This is a genomic window from Streptomyces sp. NPDC087310, assembly GCF_044744405.1.
Taxonomy (GTDB): domain Bacteria; phylum Actinomycetota; class Actinomycetes; order Streptomycetales; family Streptomycetaceae; genus Streptomyces.
The window spans coordinates 670,790-693,650 of sequence record NZ_JBIUYF010000003.1; the positions used below are offsets into that span (position 1 = coordinate 670,790).

Consider the following 22,861-nt stretch of genomic DNA (forward strand, 5'->3'; position numbering starts at 1 on the left):
TCACGCATCGGGTCCTTTGGAGGTCCGGTCCGAAGTGGGAACGTTCCACTCATGATTGGGAACGTTCCACTTCGCCGCCGACGCGGCAGACCACGCGGATCGGCCGGACCCCGTCCGGTCGCCCTGGCCGGTCCGCTGATGGTCCTGCCGTGCGTCGGACTGCTGCTCGTCTTCGCGTACTGGCCGGTCGTCCGAGGCGTCGTCCTCAGCCTGTACGACACCGATCTGCTCGGCGATCCCTCGCGGTTCGTCGGCGCCGCGCACTACGTCGACCTGGTCACCGACCCGGAGCTGCGGCGGGCGCTGCTCGCCACCGGGGCGATCGCCGGGCTCAGCGTGCTGCTCTCCGTGGGCGGCGCGCTCGCCGCCGCGCTCCCGCTGCGCCGGGCCGCCCGGAAGCCGCGCGCCGTGGTGTCGGTCCTGCTCTCCCTGCCGTTCGCCTTCTCGGCGGCGGCCTCGGCCGCCGTGTTCGCGGGCCTGTTCGCCCCGGCGGTCGGGACGCTCAACCAGGTGCTGGCCCACCTCGGCGCCTCCGGGCCGCAGTGGTTGCAGTCCCCGACGTGGGCCGTCCTCAGCATCTCGATCGCCACCGCCTGGTACGAGTTCGGGTCCGCCTTCCTCGTGCTGCTGGCCGCCCTGACCCAGCTCGACCAGGAGGTCATCGAGGCCGCGGCGCTCGACGGCGCCTCGGGACCCCGGCTCGCCTGGTCGGTGATCATCCCCATGCTCCGGCCGAGCCTGCTGTTCCTCCTGGTCACCCAGACCATCAGCGGCTTGCAGGTGTTCACCCAGGTCCAGGTGCTCACCCGGGGCGGCCCGGCCGGCGCCACGTCCACGGTGGTGTACGAGCTGTACCAGCGCGCGTTCGGCGAGGCGCTGCCCCAGGTCGGTACGGCCTCCACCCTGGCCGTGGTCCTGCTGGCCCTCGTCCTGCTGATCACCGCGATCCAGTTCCGGGTGCTGAGGAGGTGGGCGTGAAACGTCTCCAGGCCGGTTCCGTACTGCGCTGGGCGTGGCTCGGCGTCGTGGTCGTGCTCGTCACCTTCCCCGTCTACGTCACCGTCGTCACCGCCCTCCTCCCGTCGGGCGACGTCGCCGCCGGCCGCCTCGTCCCGGTGCCGGGCCGGCTGACCCTGGACAACGTGCGCGAGGCGCTGGACTCCGCCCCGCTGGCCCGGCAGTACCTGGTCAGTGTGGCCGTCACCGCCCTCCAGGCGGCCGTCCAACTGACCACCGCCGCACTGGCCGCGTACGCGCTCGTCTTCCCCCGCTGGCGCGGCAGGGCCCTCGCCTTCGCGCTGGTGCTGGCGACCCTGGCGTTCCCCGGGGAGAGCCTGGTCATCCCCAACTTCGAGACCGCCACCGCGCTCGGGCTGCGCGACACCCTGCTCGGGATCGTCATCCCCTACCTGGCAGCCGGTTACGCGGTCTTCCTGCTCCGCCAGGCGTTCCTGGCGCTGCCGCGGGAGACCTGGGAGGCCGCCCGCCTGGACGGCTGCGGCGAACTGCGGGCCCTGCTGCACGTCGTACTGCCCATGGCGCGACCGCAGTTGATCACGGCGGCGATGTGGTGCGCCCTGTCGGCGTGGAACGGCTACTTCTGGCCGCTGCTGATCACCGACTCCCCCCAGCGGCGCACCATCCAGGTCGGCCTCGCCCAACTCGCCGTCGACCAGGCATCCACCCCGGCCGTGATCTACGCGGGCACCCTGCTCGTCCTGCTGCCGACGCTGCTGCTCGTCCTGTTCGGGCAGCGCTACCTGGTCCGGGGCCTGGCCTCACGGGTCACCACGTAACCCCGCCCCCCCCACACACACCGCTACATACCGCCACACACTCACACACCTAGAAGAGAGACGACCCGCCATGTCCTCACCGACCTCGCGCCGCACAAGACTGCCGCTTCTGGCCGCGCTCCTGACGACCCTCACCGCGACGACGCTCACCGCCTGCGGCGGTTCCGGTGAGGAGGCGACCGGAGCCGCACCGGGACCCTCGGCGCTGGCAGCCGCGAAGGGGCCGGTCACCGTGACCCTGTGGCACGGGGTCGGTGGCGCGGCCGGCAAGGCGCTCCAGAAGGAGATCGACGCGTTCAACCAGGCCAACACCGGCACGATCGTGGTGAAGGCGTCGTTCCAGGGCAGCTACGCCGACGCCACCGCCAAGTACACCTCCGCGATCCGCGACGGCGGCACGCCGAGTGTCATGGTCTCCAACGACATCACCACCGGCTATCTGCGCGACACCGAGCAGACCGTCTCCGCCCAGGCGATGGCCGCCGCCAACCCGGAGGACCTCGACCTCGACACGCTCCGCCCGGCGGCGCGCAACTACTACACGGTGGACGGTGAGTTGCTCGCCGTACCGCTCAACACGTCCATGCCCCTGCTGTACGTCAACGACACGATGCTGGACCGCGCGGGCGTGGACCGCTCGACCCTCGGCACGCTGGAGGGCGTGGCAGCCGCCGCCCGCACGATCCACGCCAAGGTCTCCGGGGTCAAGGGCATCGACATGCCGCTGGACGGCTGGTGGTTCGAGCAGCTCACCGCCGCGGCCGGGGCGCCCTACTGCACGCCGGACAACGGCCGCGAGGGCGACGGGGCCACGGCGCTGAAGCTGACCGGCGCTCCGCAGCGCGCCGCGATCGGCACCATGGCCAAGCTCTACACGGACGGCGTCGCGCTCGACACCGGCGTCGAGGGCAACGCCGCCCTGTCCGCCTTCACCGCGGGCAAGACCGCCATGATGTTCAACTCCAGCGGTGCCATCGGCGGCCTCAAGGAGGCCGGCATGACCGACTACACCGCGCTGCCCTATCCCCTCTCGGGTCCGAAGGCCACCGCGGGGCCCGCGATCGGTGGCGCCGCGATGTGGGTGGACCAGGCCGGGCACAGCGAGGCCGAGCAGGTGGCGAGCTGGAAGCTGATCAGCTACCTGGCGTCCGCCGAGGCACAGGAACGATTCGCCGAGGCGTCCGGCTACGCCCCGATCAACACCGCCGTCGACAACTCGCCCGCCTGGAAGCGGTTCCTCGCGAAGAACGAGCCCTACGCCGTGCTCGACAAGCAGTTCGCCGACACCCCGGCCACGACGGCCGCCTCCGGCTGCCTCACCGGTGCGATGTCGGGCGTACGCGCCGAGGTCGTCCCCGCGATGCAGCAGGCGTTCAGCGGCAGGACCTCTCTCGACAGCGCCCTGAAGGCGGCCGAGAAGGCGGCGACCACCAAGATCGAGGACGACCGGAAGCAGGCAGGGCAGTGACCGCGAACGTGACCCCGACCCCTACTCCGTCCCTTACCCCTACCCGTGGTGCGACCCCGGTCGAAACGACCGAACGATGGGCGCAGGCTCCCGGGGACCCGTACCGCTACGGCGTCTACCTCCGCCCCGACCCCGCGACCTGCTACGCGGTGACGGCCGTGACCGCGCAGACGCGGGCGCAGTACGGGATCCTCTCGGCCGGCGCTTTCCCGCCGCACGCGACCCTGGTCGGCAGTCGGCACATCACGGCTCCCGTCGAGGAGATCGTCGCCGCGGTGAGCGGGGGACTGGCCGGGGTCTCCGCCTTCACCGTCCACAACGCGGGCGTCCGGCGGCAGGGTGTGGGACTGGTCTACGACGTCCACCACCTCGCCGACGGCAGCACCCCGAACCCCGCCTTCGTGGACCTCGCCGCCCGGGTCGACAGCGCCGTCGCACCGCTTCAGACCCCGGCGCCGAACCACACGCAGCACCATTTCGACAGGGACACCTTCCGGGCGCACCTGTCGCTGGTCTCGCACGACATGTACGTACGCCCGGATCTGTCCGAAGAGGTCGAGGAGTACGTCACCGGGCTCCCCGTGGCGTTCCCCGAGACGTTCCCCGGGGACAGGGTCACCCTCTACCGCACCCGCAGCGACGACTGGTCGGGCCGCTGGTGGCGCACCCTCACCTGGGACCACGTCCACACCTGGCGCCTGCCGAGCTGACCGGTCTGTCGCCCCGCACCCCGGGCCGTCGGCCCGTACCCCCGGCCGTCGCCCCGTACCCCGGGCCGTCGCCTCACTCCTCGTCGCGCAGCCGGGCCGCCAAGGAGGTCAGCGGCTCGGTCCCGGCCGTGTGGCCCAGGGCGGTCAGGTGGGAGACCGCCGCGTCGAGGCGGGTGAGGGCGGGGGCGGGGCGTTCCAGGTAGATGCCCTCCACGGCACCCGCGAGGCGGACGCACTCGGCCCATTCGTCGGGGTGGTCCTCCTTCGTCGGCTCGCCGAGCAGGGCGAGGGCCTTCTCCAGGGCTGCGAGGGCGTCCTCGTACTCGCCGACGTAGGCGTGGACCCGCCCGTGTTCGTAGGCCAGCGCGGTGTCCAGGGAGCGGCCGCGGGCCTGGTACCCGGCGGCGCGGGCCTCGTCGGCGATCCGGCCGGCTTCGGCGAGGTGGGCGAGGGCGTCGGCGAGGCCGTCGGGGCCCTGCTGATGGGCCTGGAGGCGGGCGAGTTCGCGCAGGCAGTTGCTGAGCTGCTCGTAGCGCGGGGCGCGGGCGTGGGCGGCGAGGGCCTGGTCCGCGACCTCGCGGGCCCGGCCGAAATCGCCGGACTCGCCGAGGAGCATGGCCGTCTCCGCGGCGATCATGGCGTGGCTCCCCGGGTCGTCGTCCCAGCCGGCCGACTCGGCCGCGAGGGCCACGAACTCCGCCGTGGCGGCCTTGAGGTCCTCCCCGGCGTGCAGCGCGCGGGCGCGGGACAGGCGCAACTGGGCCACGAGCCGGTCGTCCAGCTCTCCGGCGGCGACAGCGGGGTCGGCCAGGAGGGAGTCGAGCAGAGCGATGCACTCCTCGAAGCGGCCCAGGTCGAGACTGAGTTGGGCCGCGTTGCTGTACGTGCAGAACGCGTCGGTGCGGCTGCCGCGGCGAAGGTCCAGCTCGGCCGAGCGGGTCAGGTGGCGCAGCGCCTCGTCGGGGCGGCCCAGGTGCATGCACACCTCGGCCAGATCACCGTGGAGGCGGGTGACGTCGACCACGTCGGCCGACCAGTCGGCGGCCAGCCGCAGGCCCTCGGCCAGGTCCGCGTGGGCCGCCCGCGCGTCCTGGAGGCCGAGGTGGCACCGGCCACGCAGGACGAGCGTGCGGGGCAGATGCCAGGCGGGGCCGTGCGTCTTCAGCAGGTCGATGAGGGCGTCGATCTCGGTGACCGCGGCCGGCAGGTCACCGGAGACGGCGTACGTACTGGCCCGCAGCAGCCGGGCGCCGGAGATCTGCCCGGCGATGTCGTGCCGGGTGGCGAACGCGTGCAGCAGGTCCACCTCGGCGAAGGCCGGCGCGATGTGCTCCTCGCTCCGCGAGGTCTGAAGGCGCAGGCCGAGCGCGCTCGCCCGCAGCCGCAGCAGCCGAGCCTCCTGGTACGGGGCGAGCCCGGGGGTCTCCTCGTGCAGGCGGACCATGGACGCGTGGGCGGCGGTCAGCGCGGCGGCCTTCGCCTCGGTCCCGTCGGCGTCCTCCGCGGGGATCTCGGCGGCGGCGAGCAGCGCGCAGGCGCGGGCGAGCGCCGCGTGACCCGGCGCTCCGGCGTCGTCGTACAGGCCCGCCGCCTCCTCGTGGAGGGCGGCGGCGTCGGCGGACTCGTCCTGCTCGCGGGCCCGGCTCGCCTCGTCGTCCAGCAGGTCCGCGCGCAGGCGTACGAGCGGGCCCACGGCCGGGTCGTCGGGGTGGGTGTAGTCGCGGGCGGCGACGAGCGTGCGCAGCCGCGCCCAGCAGACCTTCGCGTCCGGGTGCCCCTGTTCGTCCAACGCCCGTGCCCGGGCGAGGAGTTCCGGCAGCGACTCCGGGACGGCGGGGACGGCGGTGGCGGCGGGCGCGGCGGCCGGCGCGGCCGGGGCCACGTCGTCGAGGCCGCGGGTGCGCAGGGTCAGTTCCAGCGCGTCCCGGAGCGGGGCGCGGTCGAGGCGGGCCCTGCGCCGGTCGGTGTGGGCCGTTGTTCCGTTGCGGGCGTCGAAGCGGGCGGCGAGGTCGTCGGCGCGGCCCCGTACCTCGGCGCGCAGGCCGGTCACCGTCCAGGTGCGGCCCGCGTATCCGGCGGCGGGCAGTTCGCCGTGGCCGAGGAGTTCGACGCGCTGGAGGAGGACCTCCACGCCGGTGGAGAAGTCGAGCAGGTCCAGCGGCGATTCCACCTCGTCGAACAGGCTCCGGTTCTCGGCGAGCAGTTCCAGGCCGCGTGCCTCGTTGCCGGTCAGCGCGCAGAACTCCAGGTGCCGGCCGACCTCCCCGGACATGGCGGGGTTACGGCGGCAGGAGCGGTAACCGGCGAGGTGCAGTGCGCGGGCCCGGTCGGCGCCACCGGTGCGCAGCAGGGGCAGCAGCGCGTGCGAGACGGAGCGGGCGGGCTCCTCCTGGCAGGACTCCTTCCCGGCCAGGACGGGTTCCCAGGCGCGCAGCGCCCGCTCGTCGTCGCCCGCCGTGAGGTGGTACAGGGCGCGCTCGCAGATCTCGCAGGCTTCGCAGTCACTGAGCTGGGTACGGGTGCGGCCCGCCCACAGCTCGTAGGCGAGGGTGGTGTCCTCGCCGAGGTGAGCGGCGAGCTGGTACGCCTGTCCGTAGCAGGGCTGGGGGCCGAGACCGGCCTTCTCGTACCGGTCGCTCATCTCCGTGAGCCACTGGCGCAGGCTGGCGAGCGGGATCTCGGGCAGCGCGCGCAGGGCGTTGGCCACCCATTTGAACCGCCAGAACAGCATGTGGCGCAGGCGCTCGTCGAAGACGTCGGGCTGCTCGTCGAAGAGGGTGAGCAGCCGGGCGAAGACGACGGGCGACTTCCGGGGTTCGGAGCCGTAGGTGTACGCCTCCTGGAGTTCGAAGAGCGCGTGGACGAGCGGGACGGGCTCGTCGAACTGCTCGGCCGCCTCGACGAGTTCCTCGGCGGTGACGGTGCGGGTGCGGCCGTAGGGGCGCCGGTCGTTCTCCTGGAGCGCCCGGTACAGCTCATCGGTGGTCTGGGGTGCGGTCGGCATCGTCAGATGTCCTTGCGGAGGGCGTGGGCGAGAAGGTCGAGGAAGGAGCGGTTGATGAGGCTCGACTCGGCGGGCCTGAGCGGGCGCCGGGACAGCAGCGCGGCCTGTCCGTAGAGGGCTTCGGCGCTGGTGCGGGCCAGTTCGGGCGCGTCGATGGCGATGGCGGTGCGCACCAGCGGGTTGAGCTGGTTGAGGATCAGTTGGGCCCGCGGGGCCTCCTGGCGCAGCGCGCCGAGGATGTCGCCCCACAGGCCGCCCTCCTGCTCACGGGCGAGCTGGGAACGGGTGCGCTCGTGCCGGGCGTCGCGGCTGTCGACGAGGAGGGCGGGGGCGGAGGCGGGCTGGAAGGTGCGCAGCGCGACATCGCAGTCGAAGACGGCGAGGGCGTCGCGGGCCAGGGCGAGATAGGCCGCCGCTGCCAGTTCCGTCTCGCGGTCGACGGGGTCGAGGTGGGCGGTGAGGGTCGCCGGGTCGAGGTCGGCGACGCTGACCTCGGGCCTGATCTCGGGCAGCCGGTGGACCAGTTCACGGTCGTAGGTGTAGCCGCCGTTGACGACGCCGAGCCCGGCGGCCGAGGCGATCGCCGCGACCTGCCGGAACTCCTCCACGCTCGACGTCACGAGGACCGTGCGGTGGGTGCGCGCGAACCCGTCGAGGGTGGTGTGGCCGTCGGTGGTCTCGAACGGCAGCCAGGGCAGCAGCATCCGCAGGATCTCGTCGTCGTGCACCGCGAGCGACTTCACGGCCAGGTGGTGGACCTGGAGGAAGCGGGAGAGCAGGTCGGGGTCGCTGGCGGCGGCCCGGGCGATCCACGCGCGCAGCCGCTCGGCGAGGGTGTCGCGGACGGCGGCGAGGGTGTCGTCCTCGTACAGGGACTCGCGGGACGCCGTCGGGCGCAGACTCTCGGCGTCGACCACGCAGCGGACGAAGAACGCCCACTCGGGCAGGATCTCCGCGGCCTGCTCGGACAGGAGCATGCCCTTGACGTGTACGCGGTGTCCGAGGCGGCGCCCGGCCGGCACCGCCTCGGGCAGCACGCACGCGATGCCCTTCAGGCCGACGGCCGGCAGGTCCAGATCGATGGTGTCCAGCGGTGTGAACCCGAAGACCTCCTCGCCGTACGCGGCCAGCGCGCGGGCACGTGTCCCCGGCGTGGGGTAGGTACGCGCCCAGGGAGCGGGATCGGGGTTGACGGACGCGGCAGGGCCGCCCGTGCCGTCGTCGAAGGTCACCGGGTGGCGCAGCAGGGAGCCGAAGTGCCGGGCCAGCGCGTGTACTTGCGCCGGCCGGGTCCACTCGTCCGCGTCGGCGCGCGGCGTCAGGGTGACGGTGGTACCGGGCCGGGGGCGGGCGGCGGCGGGCAGGGTGCGGACGGTGTAGCTGCCGTCGCCGCGCCCCCGCCACTCCACGGCGGGCGCGTCGGGGGTGCGGGCGGAGCGGGTCATGACATGGATCTCGTCGGCGACCAGGAAGCAGGAGAGCAGGCCGATGCCGAACTGGCCTATGAAGTCCGCGCGTTGCTCGGCGATCCGTTCGGCGCGCTTGCTGCTGCGGCCGATCGTGGCGAGGAAGGCGTGCACGTCGTCCGCGGTGAGACCGACGCCGTCGTCCTCGACGCGTACCACCGAACCGTCGGCGTACAGGCGGATGCCGAAGGCGCCGGAGGGGGCGCCGACGGGGGCGCCGGCGGGGGCGTCGGAGGCGGCGGCCGGTTCGAGGCCGCGCCAGGCGGTGAGCGCGTCCACGGCGTTCTGGAGGAGTTCACGCAGGTAGACGCGGGGGCTGGAGTAGAGGTGGTGGGAGAGGAGGTCGACCAGGCCGCGCAGATCCACCTGGAAGGTGTGGTCGGCGACGGCCGCGTTCGCGGTGGTGTCGGGCAGAGTCATGGGCAGTCCGGAGTGGGAGGGGCGGCAGGTACGGGCAGAACGGGGATCGGCGTGCGCTCAGATGCGGCGGCGGCGGTCGAACTGCTCCTCGGGCTCCGCGAAGTAGGTCCAGGGCCAGTCGGTGTAGGCGCCGTCGACCGCCTGGAAGACGCGCCGGACCGTGTGACGCTCGTCGGACAGCGACAGGGCCATGGCGAACATGTTGAAGTCGTGCTGCCAGCCCGGGCGCCGCACGTAAGCGGGGTGGAGGATGCTGTGGTCGGCCGCGTTCCTCAACTCGGCCTGGATCTCCGGGGTTTCGAGGCATTCCGCAAGGTCGGACTCCACCCAGTCCTCGATGTGCGCCATGGCGACCAGGCAGCCGAGCCGGTGCCCCTGCGGGGCGCGGGCGAGCGCGTCGCGGGCGAACGCCAGTCCCTGGCCCGGCTCGCCGCCCCAACGGGGCTGCAACTGCGACAGCCAATCGATGTGGGTCTCCAGGTCCAGCGGGTCGCGGCGCAGCGCGGCGTCGAGCCGGGTCTCGTTGACGGCGAGCCCCAGCGACATGCCGCGGCCGGAGGTGAGGAGGCGGCGCCACGGCGTCACCCACTCCGGCCGCGCCTCGGCGGCCTCGAACAACTGCTCCTCGGCGATCCGGAGCCGCTCGTGAAAGACCCGCCACTGCTCCTGCGTGACGTTCTTGGCACGATCGGAGGTGCGCGCCTCCCAGCCCCAGATGATGTGGCGGGCCCCGGATATCAGCAGGGCCGTCGCCCGGTGCTCCTTGTCCTCCTCGACGGCCCGGCCGATCCACTCCTCCACGCCGGCCAAGTCGGCGAGCTGGCCCAGGACATGGTGGTCGCGGCCGAGATCGAAGGGGGCCAGCGCCGCCTTGACCGCCTCCCAGTCACCCGCGTCGGCCGCCTCCACCAGCGCGAGCACCCGGGTGTCCCCGAGCGCGCGCAGTGTGTACATCCCGTTCTTCCGCCTGCGTGGGGCGGGCAGGGCGTACGGATCCGCACCCGGTCTCTCCCCACCCCTGTTGAACAGCCTGTCGAACATGCCGCGCCCTCCCCTGAACCGCGTGATCGTCGGTGCAGCATAAGGGGACCCACTGACATCGATTCCACAGGGTATTCACGAGTGCTTCACAAGTCCGGTTCCCGGCTCCGCCCCTGGTGGCCGGGGCACAGAGAAGGCCCGGATCACAGAAAGGGCCCGGATCGCAGAAAAGGCCCGGGTCAGGGACCTGGGCCTTCTTCATGGAGCGGATGACGAGAACCGAACTCGCGCTCTGCGCTGGGGAATCACCCCGGGACTCGGCCGGACAATCGCCTCTGACCTGGGGTGATGGCCGTTTGCGGCCGTTCACTCAAGGCTTCGGTGAAGCTCTGGGGAGACGGTCGGCCCCGCCGGACGGGTGGATCAGCGCAGTCCGGCGAAGAGATCGTTCTCGGGTACGTCCGCGCCGGTGGCGTCCTTGACCCGTACGAAGGTCTCCATGCCCATCAACTCGCCGAACCTCTCCTTGCCCATCTTGAGGAAGAAGATGTTCTCGCCCTGACTGGCGTGCGCGGCCAGCGCATCGAACTTCTGGCCGCTGAACGGGGTGGTGTCCACCCACGTGGTGATCTCGTCGTCGGGGAGGCCGATCTCGGCCAGTGCGGCGACCTCGGCGGGATCCGGCTCCGGCATGTCCTCCTGGAACTCGCGCATGGTCTCCCCGAACCGCTGCATCGTCGAGTGGGGCATGGTGGTCCAGTACACCTTCGGTGTCAGCGAGGTCATCTCCAGCGCCGCCATCGTGATGCGGTGGGCCTGGATGTGGTCGGGGTGGCCGTAGAAGCCGTTCTCGTCATAGGTGACGACCACATCGGGTCGGTAGTGCCGCATGAGCTCCGCAAGGCGGGCGGCGCCCTCCTCCACGGGGGTCTGCCAGAAGGATTCGGGGGCGTCGTTGCTCGGCCAGCCCGTCATCCCGGAGTCGGCGTAGTCCAGCATCTCCAGATCGCTGATCTTCAGGACGTCACGGCTCGCCTCAAGCTCTTGCCGGCGCATCGAGACGACGGCGGCCGGATCGTGCCCGGGATCGCCAGGCTTGACACCGCCTGGCCCGTCACCGCAACCGCCGTCGGTACAGGTCACGAGAACCGTGCGGATGCCTTCCGCCGCGTACCGCGCGAGGACGCCGCCGGTGCTGGTGGCCTCGTCGTCGGGGTGGGCGTGTACTGCCATGAGTGTCAAGGGCCGGTCGGTCATGGAAACAGTCCTCCTGCGGAATACGTCTGGGTCCGAGTGCGCGGCGGTCGTACCGCGATCCTGGGGGCCCGGGGCCTGGCGGGGCGGACGACCTCGTGGTCTCCGTGTTCCCCGCCCGTGCGGCGCCGGTCCCTCGATGGCAACTGTGCCGACCGGATCGGTTGTTCCCGGCGCGACCGTGAGAACTCGGGACCGCGGGACCGCGGGACCGCGAGACCGCCTGCTGGAGCCGACCGCCGGCACCCTGCGGGTGTTCGGGGCGGCCCCGGAGTCCGCGGAGGCCGGTCGGCGCACCGCGTTCCTCGCCCAGGAGAAGCCGCTGTTCCGGCGCTTCACCGTCGCCGAGACCCTGCGGCTGGGCCGCGAGCTGAACCCGGGCTGGGACCAGAAGGCCGCCGAGAACATCGTCCGCGCGGGCAAGGTGCCCTTCCACGCGAAGATCGGCACCCTGTCCGGCGGGCAGCGCACCCGGGTGGCCTTCGCCGTCGCCTTCGGCAAGCGCCCCGACCTGCTGCTCCTCGACGAGCCGATGTCCGACCTGGATCCGCTGGTGCGCCACGAGATGATGGGCGCCCTGCTGGCCGAGGCGGCCGAGCACGGCACCACCGTACTGATGTCCACCCACATGCTCACCGAGCTGGAGAGCGCCTGCGACTACCTGCTGGTCATCGCCGAAGGCGGGCTGCGTATGGCCGGTGGGGTCGAGGAACTCCTCACCGCCCACACCCTGCTCGCCGGGGTACGGTCCGACGGACAGCCGGCCCCGGACCTCACGCCCCACACCGTGGTCGAAACCCGAACCAGCGGACGGCAGTTCACCGCGCTGATCCGCCCCGACGGGCCGGTCGGCGGTCCCTGGCAGGCGGATTCCCCGAACCTGGAGGAGCTCCTGCTCGCCTATCTGCGCTCGCCCGACGCGCCGCCCCTCATCAGCCCCAGCTCCTACGTGGGCCCGCGGGCGGTGGCGGCATGAACACGATGACCGGCACCGGCAGCCCGGCCCCCGCCGACTCCGCCTCCGCCTCGGCCGAACCCGGCCGTGGCCTCCGGCTCGGCGGCATGAACTGGCTCGTCTGGCGTCAGCACCGCGCCGCCTACTGGACCCTCGTGGCCGCCGCCGCGGTGACCGTCGTGTTCATCGTCTACGAACGCCACCAGATGATGTCGTACCTCGACGGGTACGGCTGGCACCACCTGAAGTCCGGTTGGGAGGACCGGCTCAACCACCGGACGCTCGACATGGCCGGCCTGGTGATCGGCTACATGCCCATCCTGATCGGTGTCTTCGTGGGTGCGCCCCTGCTCGCCGGCGACCTGGAGAGCGGCACCGCCAAGCTGGTCAACTCGCAGTCCGCCAGCCGCGTCCGATGGCTCGCCACCAAGCTCGGTGTGACCGCGCTCGTGGTCGTGGTGTCCACGACGGCGGTCTCCGTCGCGTTCGGCTGGTGGTGGTCGCCGATCAAGACCTCGTCCTACATCTTCAGTTGGATCGAGGGCCCCGCCTTCGACAACACCGGACCCGTACCCGCGGCACTCACCCTGCTCAGCGTGGTCGGCGGCGTGGCGATCGGCATGCTGTTGCGCCGCACCCTGATGTCCATGGTCGTCACCTTCGGCTTCGCCGTCGCCGTACAGGTGGCCTGGTCGCAGGCGCGGATGTCTCTCGGGGACGTCCTCACCGTCACCAGCGACCAGGGTGTCGGGGAGAACTCCGCCCCGGCCGTGCCCGAGGGTGCCCACATCGTGGACCAGTCCTACCTCACCTCGTCCGGCGACCTCATCGGCTGGGGTAGCTGCGCCGAGGCGACGGAGAAGGCCACGGCCGCCTGCCTGGACAAGGCGCAGGTCGTCGGCTGGGGGATCGAGTACATCCCGATCTCCCAGATGCCCTCCATGCAGTGGCTCGGCGCCTCGCTCCTGCTGGCCCTGACCGCCGCTATCGCGGCGTTCGTCATCCTCCGGGGACGCAAGCGCCTCGTCTGACCCGACGCGGAACACACCGACGCCGGGTCCCCCCGTACGGGACCCGGCCGTGGACCCCGTACGAGCGCACTCCCGGTTCCCCGCTCCGGCGCCTTCCCTTCCCGGCGGGGCAGTGGCAGGGGCAGAGGCGGGCTCAGAACAGGCCCTTGTACCCCTGCCAACCGGTGGCGATCTTCGTACGGCCGCCGAAGGAGCCCTTGCCGTTGCCGTTGTTGCGCCAGACGGCGCCGGAGGTGTCGCGGGAGACGATGTCGGCCCTGCCGTCGCCGGTGATGTCGCCGACGCCCACGATCACGTTGTACGACGAGCCCCAGTCGTCGAAGACCTTCACACGGCTCTTGAACGTGCCGGCCGCGGTGGAGTCGTAACGCCACAGCTCGTTCGACTTGTCCTGCGCCAGCAGGTCGCCGTGACCGTCGCCGTTGAGGTCACCCGCGCCCAGGATCTTCTTGTAACCCGTCCACTTGGACGCGATCTTCACCTTCGCGGAGAGCTTGCCCGTGCTCGTCGCCTTGTAGAGGTAGACGTCGCCGGTCGAGGACTGGCGGGCGATCAGATCGGCCCGGCCGTCACCGCTGATGTCCCCGGGCGAGGTCAGCACGTCGTACTGGTTCCAGCCATTGCCCAGCGAGGTGTACGCGGTGGAAGGCGTCACCGCCGCCCCGCACGCGGGCCGGTAGGCGCGCAACGCGCCGCTGCCGAACCGGACGAGCACGTCGTTGCACCGGTCACCGCTCAGGTCGCCGAAGGGCACCGCCTTCACCGTGGTCGGCCACCCGGAGCCCGTTCGCTTCCCGGTGAACGTTCCCTTCCCCGTCCCGTACTGGTACGTCAACCCGCCCGAGCCGTTCAGCGTCAGCAGCTCGCCGAAGCCGTCCGATCCGATGACGTCGCGGTGGGCCGCGGCTGCTCCGGTGACCTTGACCGTGCCCGTCTTCGTCAGCGCCGCGCCCTGCCCGTCCGCGGGGGTGACGGTCAGCTTCCACGTGTAGGCGCCGTTGGGCACCAGCCGGCCGGCGCCGTCCTTGCCGTTCCAGGCCGGGGTCACCACACCGCGTGCCAGGCCGCCGGAGAGCGTGCGCACGGCCGCACCGGCCCTGTTGCCGATCACGAGCTTCCAGGAGGCCGCGGGCTTGTTCAGCCACCACTTCGGGGTCCACTGCGCGGCGCCGCCCTTGACGTCCACCGAGGCGGCGACGGTGGCGTCGCGCTGGACGAGAGCGGAGACGGGGACATCGCTGGAGGTCAGACGGACGGTGTGGTCGGAGCGCAGTTGGGCGATCACACCCGTGTACGGGTCGACGTCCCAGGAGCCCCACTCGAACTTCCCTGCGGTGTGCGACACGGCCGTCCCGCTGCGGACGTCGATCACCTTCAACTGGCCGGCCGCGACCGTCGCGACGAATCCGTCGCCGAGCTGCGCCTGCTCCCAGTCGGAGCCGGCGAGGGTCAGGTTCCGCTTGGTGACGGTGTCGTAGACGCCCAGCCCCTCCGAGTTGAGCACGCAGTTCCACAGCAGCCACCGGCCGACCGCCTGGAAGTCGTTCAGCAGGCAGCCGCGCCCGAACCACACCGACTCGCCCCGCTGCCCGGTCAGCAGGTCGACGGGGATCACACTGTCATTGCCCGACATCACCCACAGGGTGGTGCCCCACACCGCCCGTACGGTATCCGTCGTCGTGTACACCGTGCGCCCGGAGTCGAGGTCGACGATCCGGGTCTCCTGCGCCGCGCTGGTGCTGTCGTACGGCCTGGTCAGGGCGGCGAATCGGCCGTTGGCCGCGGTCGCGGTCAGATAGCTGCGGGAGCTGTCGATCCGGCTGCCGGGCAGCGACTGGGCGGCCCCGAGGAGCTGGGGCTGCTGGGCGGCGCTCGTGCCGTAGCCGGAGATGACCGTCCGGCCGTCGCCGGTGTCGATGAGACGCGGGCGGCCCTGCGCGTAGTTCTCCGGCGCGATACGGCCGCGGGTGGTGCGTGCCCCCGCGGCGGGGGAGTCGGCCACTCCGGTCTCACGGGTGTGGAGATACGTCCAGTCACCCACGGGATCCCGCTCCAAGGTGGTCAACCGCCCCTGGGCGAGGGTCAGATCGGAGACCGCGCGGGCGGTCCGCCGGGGGTACGCGTCCGCGATCCGGCGCACGGTGACCCCGCCGCCCGCGGTGGCCTCGATGAGGGAGACGCCCCAGTGGTCCGGGTCGGCGCCGCCCGCGACCAGCAGCCCGCCGTCCGGGGTGGGCACGGCCTGCCGCGACGTCCTGGCCAGCAGTGTGCGCGGCGCGGAGCCGTCGAGGGGGACGGCCTCCACCCGCGAGACCGCGCGGCTGATGTCGTCGCGGCCCAGGGCGGAGTCGTACCGGGACACGATGACGGTGTCCCCGACCAGCCCCAGTACCTGCGCGATGTCACCGACCGGAACGGTCCGCACGGCGGCGGCCGGGTCCTGGCGGGAGGCGACGTGCAGGGTGCCGTCGTAGAACCACACCAGGTGGGTGGCGCTGAGCGCGACCAGGGAGTACCAGGACTGCACGGTGTACGGCAGCGCGGTGAAGCGCCCCCGCTCGACATCGAGCCATCCGGTGACTTCGTCATCGCCCTTCCGGTACCGCACGACCTGTCCGCGCGCGTCACCCAGCCCGGCGGCGGCCCACAGACGGACGCCGGAGGGGACGCCTTCGACCGTACGGTCGGTGACGGAGCCGTCGGCCCGGGCGTCCAGCAGATGCCACACGGAGTTGGTACCCGGGGTCCCCGCCGTCGTGACGACCGTCGACCCGAGGGTGCTGAAGTACGTGTGTCCGTCGGGGAGCGCGACCGTACTGACCTGGCCGGACGCCATGTTCCGCAGCGTCACGGTCCGGGCGGAGCCGTCGTGCCGGGCGACGACGTCCGAGCCGGCGCCGGCACTCGTGACGCCGTACCCGTCCGTGCCCGAGGCGTCGACGACGGTGTCGACACCGCCGTACGTCGTCCACAACTGGCCCCGCCCCTCCTCGTACCGGAGGAACCCCGAGGGCCCCGCGCTCAGCAGCCCCGTCCGGGGAACCACGGCCGTGGCGGCGGGCACGACCACCTCTCCGGTGACCGTCTTCCCGTACGCACTGCCGGCCGAGAGCGGGCCGAGCCCGAGGGCGAGCGAGAAGGAAACAACGGCGGCGGTGGCGCCTCGTACGAGCGCAGGTCTGCCCATGCAGGACCTCTCCAAGGACGGTAGTCGAAGGCATGGAGAGACCTGTGCCACGCCATTGAGCCGCAGGTCATGGACGTGCGGCACATATGACGTTCAGACACCCCCCCCAGGCGAGTGGCCGGAATATAGCACTGACCTGTGCAGGGGTGGGCAGTGTGGGCCACAGACAGAGGAGCAGGCTGTGCGAGAGCCTGAGCAGGCCCCGGCTCCGCCCCGCAGCGGCGATGCGTCAGCTCTGTGCGGTGTCGCCGCCCGTCTGCTCGGCGTCCTCGGCTGCGCCTGCCTTCTCGCGCATCTTGCGTACCAGCTCCGCCTTCTGCTCGGCGGCACCCTTGCGGTCGAGGTTGCGGTGCGGACCGTTGTTCTGCCGTTCGGCGCGGGACAGCCTCTTGCGCTGCCCGCCCCCCATGCCCACGGGGTTGTTGATGTTCTTGCTCACGGTCATGAGTTCTCCCGGAATGATGTGTACGGATTCATCGGTGGGGCGGGCGTGGCGACGTCGAGGGGCGTCAGCAGGGGGCCATCACACTCTCACTCGTAAATCGGCGTCCGGAAGAACATGACAAAGACGTTACCCGGTTCCGTCGGCCCCACCAGCCAAGCCTTTCGCACGTACGCCTTCTTCCACACGGTCGTCATGGCCTGTTCCAGCATCGCGCACCCCAACGCCCTGACCGCTGGACGATGTGTAAGGAAGTCCGTACTCCACGTTATGGCCGCGCCAGGCGCCTCACCGCAGAGTGGTCCGAGTGGGAGCGCGGACACCCACCACGCCCATCTTGTACCAGGTGTGCGTTCTGAGCGCGGAATACGTAAACCACCGACAGGGGTGCACAAGTGACGACCAATCAGGAGAATCAAGCCCGCGATGCGGCTCCGCAGCGTCGACTCAGGGGAAGAGGGATACCGGCGGAAGGCGACGGAGGTGTTTTCAGTGAGACCTGGTTTCCGGTCTGTCTGAGTTCCGACGTCCCGGCGCGAGGCGTGCACGGCTGCGAATTCCTCGATGGACGGGTGATCGTTTCGCGCGATCGACACGGAGAAATTCGTGTGTTCAGTGCGTACTGTCTGCACGTGGGAGCGGACCTGTCCATCGGACAGGTCACCGACTCCGGCAACATCCGGTGCGCGTTCCACGGCTGGGAGTACGACGGGGGAAGCGGGCAGTGTGCGTATCTCCCGTCAGGCGACCCGGTCCCGCCCCGCGCCTCGCTCTACCGGTTCCCGGCCGTGGAACGGTACGGCATTGTTTTCGCCTTCAACGGCTCGGAGCCACGCTTCTCGATTCCGGACTTCGATCACCCGGAGGAATCCTTGGTCCTGAGGTCGGGAACATTCCCCGATCGGTTCTCCGTCGACCCCTGGGTCATCTGCGCGAACACTCCTGATCTGCTGCACATCACTGAGCTGCATCAGTTCGACCTGCGCAACGATCCGTACGCGGATGTCACCTGGCAGGACTACTCGGCCACCTTCCCCCTCCATGCGTTGACTCCAGCCGGGCCCGTTCTCGACATTCGCCGGTATGCATTACACCCCGGGAAACCTCACTCGCGGCGATCGCGTGCTTGCTCGCTTCTTCGAGTACCTGCGAACTTTTCCGCGGTCGCATCCCTCCGCCGATTTCTTGAACTGACCCGATTCGCGACAGCCGGGCCACCGAACTCGACAAGGACGTCTCTTTGCCAGAGCAAAGATTTCCCGTAGTGGTGACAGCGACCTGGACCGCGGCACGTCACGTGCTGGCTCTCGACGTGGGCGCGGACTCAGATCTCGCACTGCCGGGTTGGACCCCCGGTAGTCATGTCACGATTCACACCCCTGCCGGTTCCTGCTCCTTGTCGCTGTGCGGTCGCCCGGCCGATGATCATTGGCGGCTAGGTGTGAGGAACCGCGAGGACGGAGCCGTCATCGTGCTCGACATCTAGCTCACGTGTAGCGACTGGTTGTGCCATCCATGGGTGAATGACGAAGAATTCCACGTCCTGCTGAATCGGCCCGACGGGACGCAAAGCATTCGACCTCTTGGCCGCTCGGGCGCCCTCGCCGGAACAGGCCATGACGACCGTGCAGAAGAAGGCGTACGTGATCCTCGACGGCAGTGCCAGGGTGACGAGAGCGAAGCCGGTGCGGATCGTCCGCTTTACCTGCTCTGCTTGCTGTCCCGCTCGCTCGGCCCGCACCCGCGCTGCCTCGCCGGAGGCTTCACGCTCGGCCCGGCCGGCGTGGTGGCGCCACCCTCGGCCGATCTCCTGAGGCAGCTCGCACGGAGTCCCCTTTGGGGAGGTGCGAGTGGTCGCCCACAAGTCTTGTATTGCGTATGCAACTTGGCCGCCGTTTGTGCAAGATCTGGCGCAGGTTACGTGAACTGCGCCTCGCTGTCTGAGACAAGCGGGAGGCAGGATGGGGTGCACGAGCGTGAATGTCCCCGCAGAGGGGGTTCTGCCTGCATCTGGGAAACTCGGAGGGCATGCCACCCGCTAAGAGGTCTGGACAACAAACAAATCCCAGGTGTCCGACCTGGGACTTCGCCGTGGAGCGGGTGACGAGATTCGAACTCGCGCTCTGAGCTTGGGAATCACCCGGTGCCTGGTCCGGTTCGGGTGGAGTGATCGCGGTGGGAGTGCGAGTGCGCAGTGGTCTACGAGGGCGTACATCGAGTGCCGCCTCCCCCGTCCCTACTGGCCCCTGCCCACGGCCCGTCACCCGCGGGCGGAGGAACTGATCCGCCGGGTCGACGAGGAACTCACCATCGACGGCGCCCTCTCCGAGCCCCGCTACCGCACGGCCTTCGACACCTTGGGCCTGGGCGAGCTGGTGGCACAGTGCCACCCGGCCGGCGACCTGGAGGGCGCCGTGGAGGCCGCCGTCATCGCGGCCTGGGCCTTCCTCGCCGACAACCCGCAGGGCGACCAGTGGATGCCCAACGTCCTGATTCCCGACGTCGAATACCTCCAGGGCGAAGCCCTTCTGGCGCGGTCCCTGGACCCTGAGGTCTACGAACGGATCACCCACCCGCTGGAGCGTTCCGTGGCCAACAGCCTGCGCAAACTCGCGGCCTACACCAGCCCCGGGAAGGTCTCCCTCTGCGCCGCGGCCATGATCGAATGGTTTGTCGCGGAGTTCGAGGACATGCGGTTGCGGGCCAAGGGCCAAGGGCACCCCGCCCAGCCTGGATGACGCCGTGCGGATCCGGTGCATCACCCACGCCGGACCGGTCGTCGAGGCGTACACCGCCGCCACCTTCCCCCGCTTGACCCTGGGAGAGGCCGCCGCCCCGGAGATCCGCGCGATCTGGCAGCTCCAGGCCCTGACCTGGTCCGTGCACAACGACCTCTACTCCGGTTACGTCGACTTCGGCGCCAACAGCACCCTGATGCGGGCCTACATGCACGAACACGGCACCGGCCCCCAGGAAGCGGCCGACTTCCTCGGCCGGTTGGCGGACCGCGCCGCCCACGAGGGCATCCGGCGCGCCGCCGAACTCGCCGGAACCGCGCCGCCGGCGGCTCCTGCACGTCACGCAGCTCACCGCCTCCGCCCAGGGCTCTCCCACGGTCGGCACGACCCACCTGCTGGCCGCGCTGTTGGACGAGACCGGGACGGACGCGGAGTCCGCGGCGGAGATCGCGCGTGTGCTGACCGAGAGCGGGGTGGACGTCGCCGGGCTGCGGGCGGAGCCGGAGCTCCAGGTCCCAGGAGGAGCGGCACAAGCTGCCTGAGGCCGCAGCGAGCCACCAACGGGTATGACGGGAGCAGCCGTTGAGAACGACACCCACACGGGGAAACCATGAGCCCGGCAGTGCGACCGTGGAGGCGGAGGCGGAGGCGCCGCGAGACCGCCGGGATGCGGTGCGCGCCGCGCCCCGGCGGACGGTCGTCACCGAGTCGGTACTCGCCGGCCTGCGCCGCCGTCCGCTGACCGGGAGGACGCCTGTACGGAGCTGTCGTGCGGCACCTGCGGCGACCGTGTCGCCGCGTGCCTGGTAGACGCCGACAGCGGGCCGGGGATCTTCGCTGCCTCGGCGGCCCTGACGGAGATGGTCGGTTGGATGGCCCATGACTCGGGTCAGGACGACCTCGCCGCACGCCACTTCGCCCGAGCGCTTCCCCCCGCCCCTACGTCCGGTGACCTGCCGCTGGCCGCCCACATCGCCGTCGGCAGCAGCCATCTGGCGCTACAGACCGGAGACGCGCCCCGAGCCGCCCACCCACTGGGCACAGACGGGTCTCGACGTCGTCGGTCAGGGCCCAGGGATCCCGGCCCCGACGGCCCGGTTGCACACCATGCGGGCCCGCGCCCCGGCCGCCGCATCTCAGTTCGGCTGGGTGGGGGTGAGGTAGTGGACGGTGGTCCGGTCGGCGTGGGGGGCGAGGAGGCCCTGGAGTTCGTGGGCGGCGGTCCTGAGCTGGTGGCCGTCCCGGTCGCCGTGGAGAGTTTCGAGGACGAAGGCGACGTGGGCGGAGTCCTCGGTGACGCGGGTGCGGTGGGCGTCGCGGTGGTTCCAGTGGCGGGTCAGGACGCTGGTGGTGTCGGTGTAGATGATCTCGCCGGGCTTGGGGTTCTCGGTGGTGTCGGGTTCGCCGAGCGGGGTGAACGTCTCGGTGCCGTCGGCGTGGCGGATCTCGACATGGCCGGTGACATGGTCGAGGTCGAAGGCGCCGGCGGGCAGGCCGTGACGGACGGAGACGACGTTGTAGGAGTCGACTGCCGGGTTGATGCGCGGCAGGGTGCCCTTCTTCGTGAGGCGGCGGCCGAGGGCGTCGACGCTGGGCCGGATGCGGCGGGGGTTGGTGCCGAAGGACCGGTAGGCGGTGTGCCATGTCTCGATCCTCGGGTCGGTCTCGTCGGCGGGCTGCCAGGTGCCGTCGGCGAGTTCCTGTTCCAGATCTTCCAGGGCGGTGGTGGTGGCGGGCCAGGGTTCGTGGCCGCGCAATCCGGTGGCGGTGACCAGGGCGATGAGGGCGTCGGGGAAGGCTTCGGCGACCGGGGTGCTGATGCGGAAGGCGGTCATGAGGGGTGGCTCCGTTCCTTGGCGGGTGAAAGGGGTCAGGAGTTCCAGGGGCCGATGCGGTCCAGGCGGCGGCGCTGCTGGCGGGCGGTGGGCACGTCGAGTGACTGTCCGCGTTCGGTGAGGCGGTCGGCGACATCGGTGCGTTGCTCGACGCTCTTGTGGTCGTCGTACTTGAACTTCGCCCGTACGTCGGTGACTTCCAGGCGCAGGCCGCGGATGGCGGGCAGCATCCGTCCGTAGGGCGGCTGGTCGGGTGCGACGGGGGCGTGGTCGCCGTCGGGCTGGAAGTGGGCGAGTTGGCGGCGCAGCAGGTCGGCCTTGGCTGCGGGGTCGTCGACCAGGTGTGCGTGGCCGGTGAACTGGACGGCTGCGTAGTAGCTGGTGGGGACGCCGTCGGTGGGCTCGGTGCCGGGCCTGGCGCGCCAGGGGCCGGGGATGAAGGCGTAGTCGCCGATGACCGTGAAGGTGACGTTCGGATCGTGCTCGATCGCCTTCCACACGGGGTTGGGGCGGGCGAGGTGGATCAGCAGGTCGCCACCGTCGGTGGTGAAGTGGGTGGGGACGACGACGGGCGGGTGGCCGGGCAGGCCGTTGACGCCGAGCTGTCCGAAGTCGTGCCCGGCGGAGATCCACGTCTGCCACTCGGCTTCGTCCAGGGCTGCGTCCCAGGGCTGGATGAACATGCTGCTCCCTGCGTGGTCGGGGTGGGGGTCAGGTGAGGGCGAGGAGGCTGACGGCGACGGCGGCGATGCCGAGCCCGATGAGCTGCCCGCGGTGGATGCGCTCGGCCAGCACGCCCCGTGCGAGCAGCACGGTGCCGGCGGGGTAGAGGGCGGTGATGACGGCCACGACGGCGAGGTCCCCGCTGCGGGCAGCGAGCAGGAACAGCAGGTTCGCCACCGAGTCCAGCACACCGGCTGCCGCCGACATCCCGTAGGCGGGCCTCTCGGTGCCCAGACGGCGGAACATCAGCCCGGCCGCGCTCAAAGTGACGGCCGAGGACACCGCCCGGCCGACGATCAGCGGGGCAATGCCGCTGTCGGAGGGAGCCTGGTGCAGGAAGATGAGCTGGAGGGCGATCGCCGCCCCGGCCCCGAGAGCGAGCAGCAGTGCGGTGCGCGAAGGGCGCGTGGCTTTGGCGCCGTGTCCGGCGCTGACCAGTATCACGGCTGCCAGAGCGAGCGGCAGGCCGATCAGTCCGACCGCGCCCAGGCGCTCGCCCTGGACCAGGCCGATACTGACGGGCAGCATCGCCGAGACCAGCGCGGTCACCGGGGAGAGGATGTTCATGGGGCCGATGGCCAGGGTCTTGTAGAGCAGGGCGAACGCGGCGGCCGACGCGACACCGGAGGCCGCGCCCCAGCCCAACGCACCGGGACTGAAGGAGGCTCCGAGGACCGGCCACAGCAGCAGCTCGACCACGAGCGAGGCCGGGGCCGCGATCATCACGGTGCGCAGGACGTGGGCCTTACGGGCGCCGAGACCGCCGAGGAAGTCGGCGCACCCGTAGGCGAGGGAGCTGCCCAGGGCCAGCAGCAGAGCGGTCACGGTATATCCCTTACTATGCAATGGAA

The 22,861-nt window shown here is 71.2% G+C and carries 18 protein-coding genes and 1 pseudogene; 10 read left to right on the forward strand and 9 right to left on the reverse strand.

What is annotated here, in order from left to right; translation table 11 throughout:
• Positions 1-138: 138 nt before the first annotated feature.
• The 4 genes from ACIO3P_RS13575 (at position 139) to ACIO3P_RS13590 (ending at position 3,974) form a co-directional block, all read left to right on the forward strand.
• Positions 139-978: a carbohydrate ABC transporter permease gene (locus tag ACIO3P_RS13575; protein WP_401849302.1), complete on the forward strand. Its 840-nt coding sequence runs from the start codon at positions 139-141 to the stop codon at positions 976-978.
• Positions 975-1,796, forward strand: a complete 822-nt coding sequence (locus ACIO3P_RS13580) for a carbohydrate ABC transporter permease (protein ID WP_401849304.1) — start codon at positions 975-977, stop codon at positions 1,794-1,796. Before ACIO3P_RS13575 ends, ACIO3P_RS13580 begins: the two co-directional genes overlap by 4 nt.
• A gap of 70 nt (positions 1,797-1,866) precedes the next feature.
• Positions 1,867-3,264 carry an extracellular solute-binding protein gene (locus ACIO3P_RS13585; RefSeq protein WP_401849306.1) on the forward strand — a complete coding sequence of 466 codons (1,398 nt, stop codon included), beginning with the start codon at positions 1,867-1,869 and terminating at the stop codon, positions 3,262-3,264.
• A 158-nt stretch (positions 3,265-3,422) separates the two neighbouring features.
• Positions 3,423-3,974: a 2'-5' RNA ligase family protein gene (locus tag ACIO3P_RS13590; RefSeq protein ID WP_329824239.1), complete on the forward strand. Its 552-nt coding sequence runs from the start codon at positions 3,423-3,425 to the stop codon at positions 3,972-3,974.
• Between the two features lie 73 nt (positions 3,975-4,047).
• On the opposite strand, the gene ACIO3P_RS13595 is transcribed toward ACIO3P_RS13590, so the two are convergent.
• The 4 genes from ACIO3P_RS13595 to ACIO3P_RS13610 form a co-directional block, all read right to left on the reverse strand.
• Positions 4,048-6,978 (reverse strand): hypothetical protein, encoded by a 2,931-nt coding sequence (locus ACIO3P_RS13595; protein WP_401849308.1) that lies wholly within the window; start codon positions 6,976-6,978, stop codon positions 4,048-4,050.
• 2 nt (positions 6,979-6,980) lie between these two features.
• Entirely contained in the window at positions 6,981-8,864 is a 1,884-nt protein-coding gene (locus ACIO3P_RS13600; RefSeq protein ID WP_401849310.1) for an HSP90 family protein, read from the reverse strand.
• Between the two features lie 57 nt (positions 8,865-8,921).
• Positions 8,922-9,905 (reverse strand): hypothetical protein, encoded by a 984-nt coding sequence (locus ACIO3P_RS13605; RefSeq protein ID WP_329824236.1) that lies wholly within the window; start codon positions 9,903-9,905, stop codon positions 8,922-8,924.
• Between the two features lie 363 nt (positions 9,906-10,268).
• Positions 10,269-11,102: a PIG-L family deacetylase gene (locus ACIO3P_RS13610; RefSeq protein WP_401849311.1), complete on the reverse strand. Its 834-nt coding sequence runs from the start codon at positions 11,100-11,102 to the stop codon at positions 10,269-10,271.
• A 178-nt stretch (positions 11,103-11,280) separates the two neighbouring features.
• Here ACIO3P_RS13610 and ACIO3P_RS13615 point away from each other — a divergent pair, with 178 nt between their 5' ends.
• Positions 11,281-12,075, forward strand: coding sequence for an ATP-binding cassette domain-containing protein (locus tag ACIO3P_RS13615; protein ID WP_401849313.1), 795 nt, complete (start codon positions 11,281-11,283; stop codon positions 12,073-12,075).
• Entirely contained in the window at positions 12,072-13,085 is a 1,014-nt protein-coding gene (locus tag ACIO3P_RS13620; RefSeq protein WP_401849315.1) for an ABC transporter, read from the forward strand. The genes ACIO3P_RS13615 and ACIO3P_RS13620 overlap by 4 nt, the downstream gene beginning before the upstream one ends.
• A 133-nt stretch (positions 13,086-13,218) precedes the next feature.
• On the opposite strand, the gene ACIO3P_RS13625 is transcribed toward ACIO3P_RS13620, so the two are convergent.
• A complete protein-coding gene (locus ACIO3P_RS13625; RefSeq protein WP_401849316.1) occupies positions 13,219-16,272 on the reverse strand; it encodes an FG-GAP-like repeat-containing protein in 3,054 nt (1,017 codons plus the stop codon).
• Between the two features lie 229 nt (positions 16,273-16,501).
• Positions 16,502-16,717 (reverse strand): DUF6243 family protein, encoded by a 216-nt coding sequence (locus ACIO3P_RS13630; RefSeq protein WP_401849317.1) that lies wholly within the window; start codon positions 16,715-16,717, stop codon positions 16,502-16,504.
• A 392-nt stretch (positions 16,718-17,109) separates the two neighbouring features.
• Here ACIO3P_RS13630 and ACIO3P_RS13635 point away from each other — a divergent pair, with 392 nt between their 5' ends.
• The 4 genes and pseudogenes from ACIO3P_RS13635 to ACIO3P_RS13650 all read left to right on the forward strand — a co-directional run bounded on the left by ACIO3P_RS13635 (position 17,110) and on the right by ACIO3P_RS13650 (position 19,994).
• Positions 17,110-17,979, forward strand: a complete 870-nt coding sequence (locus tag ACIO3P_RS13635) for an aromatic ring-hydroxylating dioxygenase subunit alpha (protein WP_401849318.1) — start codon at positions 17,110-17,112, stop codon at positions 17,977-17,979.
• Positions 17,980-18,843: 864 nt separating this feature from the next.
• Positions 18,844-19,452 carry a hypothetical protein gene (locus ACIO3P_RS13640; RefSeq protein ID WP_401849319.1) on the forward strand — a complete coding sequence of 203 codons (609 nt, stop codon included), beginning with the start codon at positions 18,844-18,846 and terminating at the stop codon, positions 19,450-19,452.
• Positions 19,453-19,456: 4 nt separating this feature from the next.
• Positions 19,457-19,669: pseudogene (locus ACIO3P_RS13645) on the forward strand (hypothetical protein); the annotation flags it as partial.
• A gap of 115 nt (positions 19,670-19,784) precedes the next feature.
• Positions 19,785-19,994: a Clp protease N-terminal domain-containing protein gene (locus ACIO3P_RS13650; RefSeq protein WP_401849547.1), complete on the forward strand. Its 210-nt coding sequence runs from the start codon at positions 19,785-19,787 to the stop codon at positions 19,992-19,994.
• Positions 19,995-20,588: 594 nt separating this feature from the next.
• Here the strand turns inward: ACIO3P_RS13650 and ACIO3P_RS13655 are convergent.
• Genes ACIO3P_RS13655 through ACIO3P_RS13665 form a run of 3 tightly spaced genes read right to left on the reverse strand, consistent with a single transcriptional unit; the run spans position 20,589 to position 22,835 of the window.
• Entirely contained in the window at positions 20,589-21,287 is a 699-nt protein-coding gene (locus ACIO3P_RS13655) for a phenylalanine--tRNA ligase beta subunit-related protein (RefSeq protein WP_329824226.1), read from the reverse strand.
• Between the two features lie 35 nt (positions 21,288-21,322).
• Positions 21,323-21,970 (reverse strand): FMN-binding negative transcriptional regulator, encoded by a 648-nt coding sequence (locus ACIO3P_RS13660; RefSeq protein ID WP_401849320.1) that lies wholly within the window; start codon positions 21,968-21,970, stop codon positions 21,323-21,325.
• A 28-nt stretch (positions 21,971-21,998) separates the two neighbouring features.
• Positions 21,999-22,835, reverse strand: a complete 837-nt coding sequence (locus ACIO3P_RS13665; protein ID WP_401849321.1) for an EamA family transporter — start codon at positions 22,833-22,835, stop codon at positions 21,999-22,001.
• Positions 22,836-22,861 lie beyond the last annotated feature (26 nt).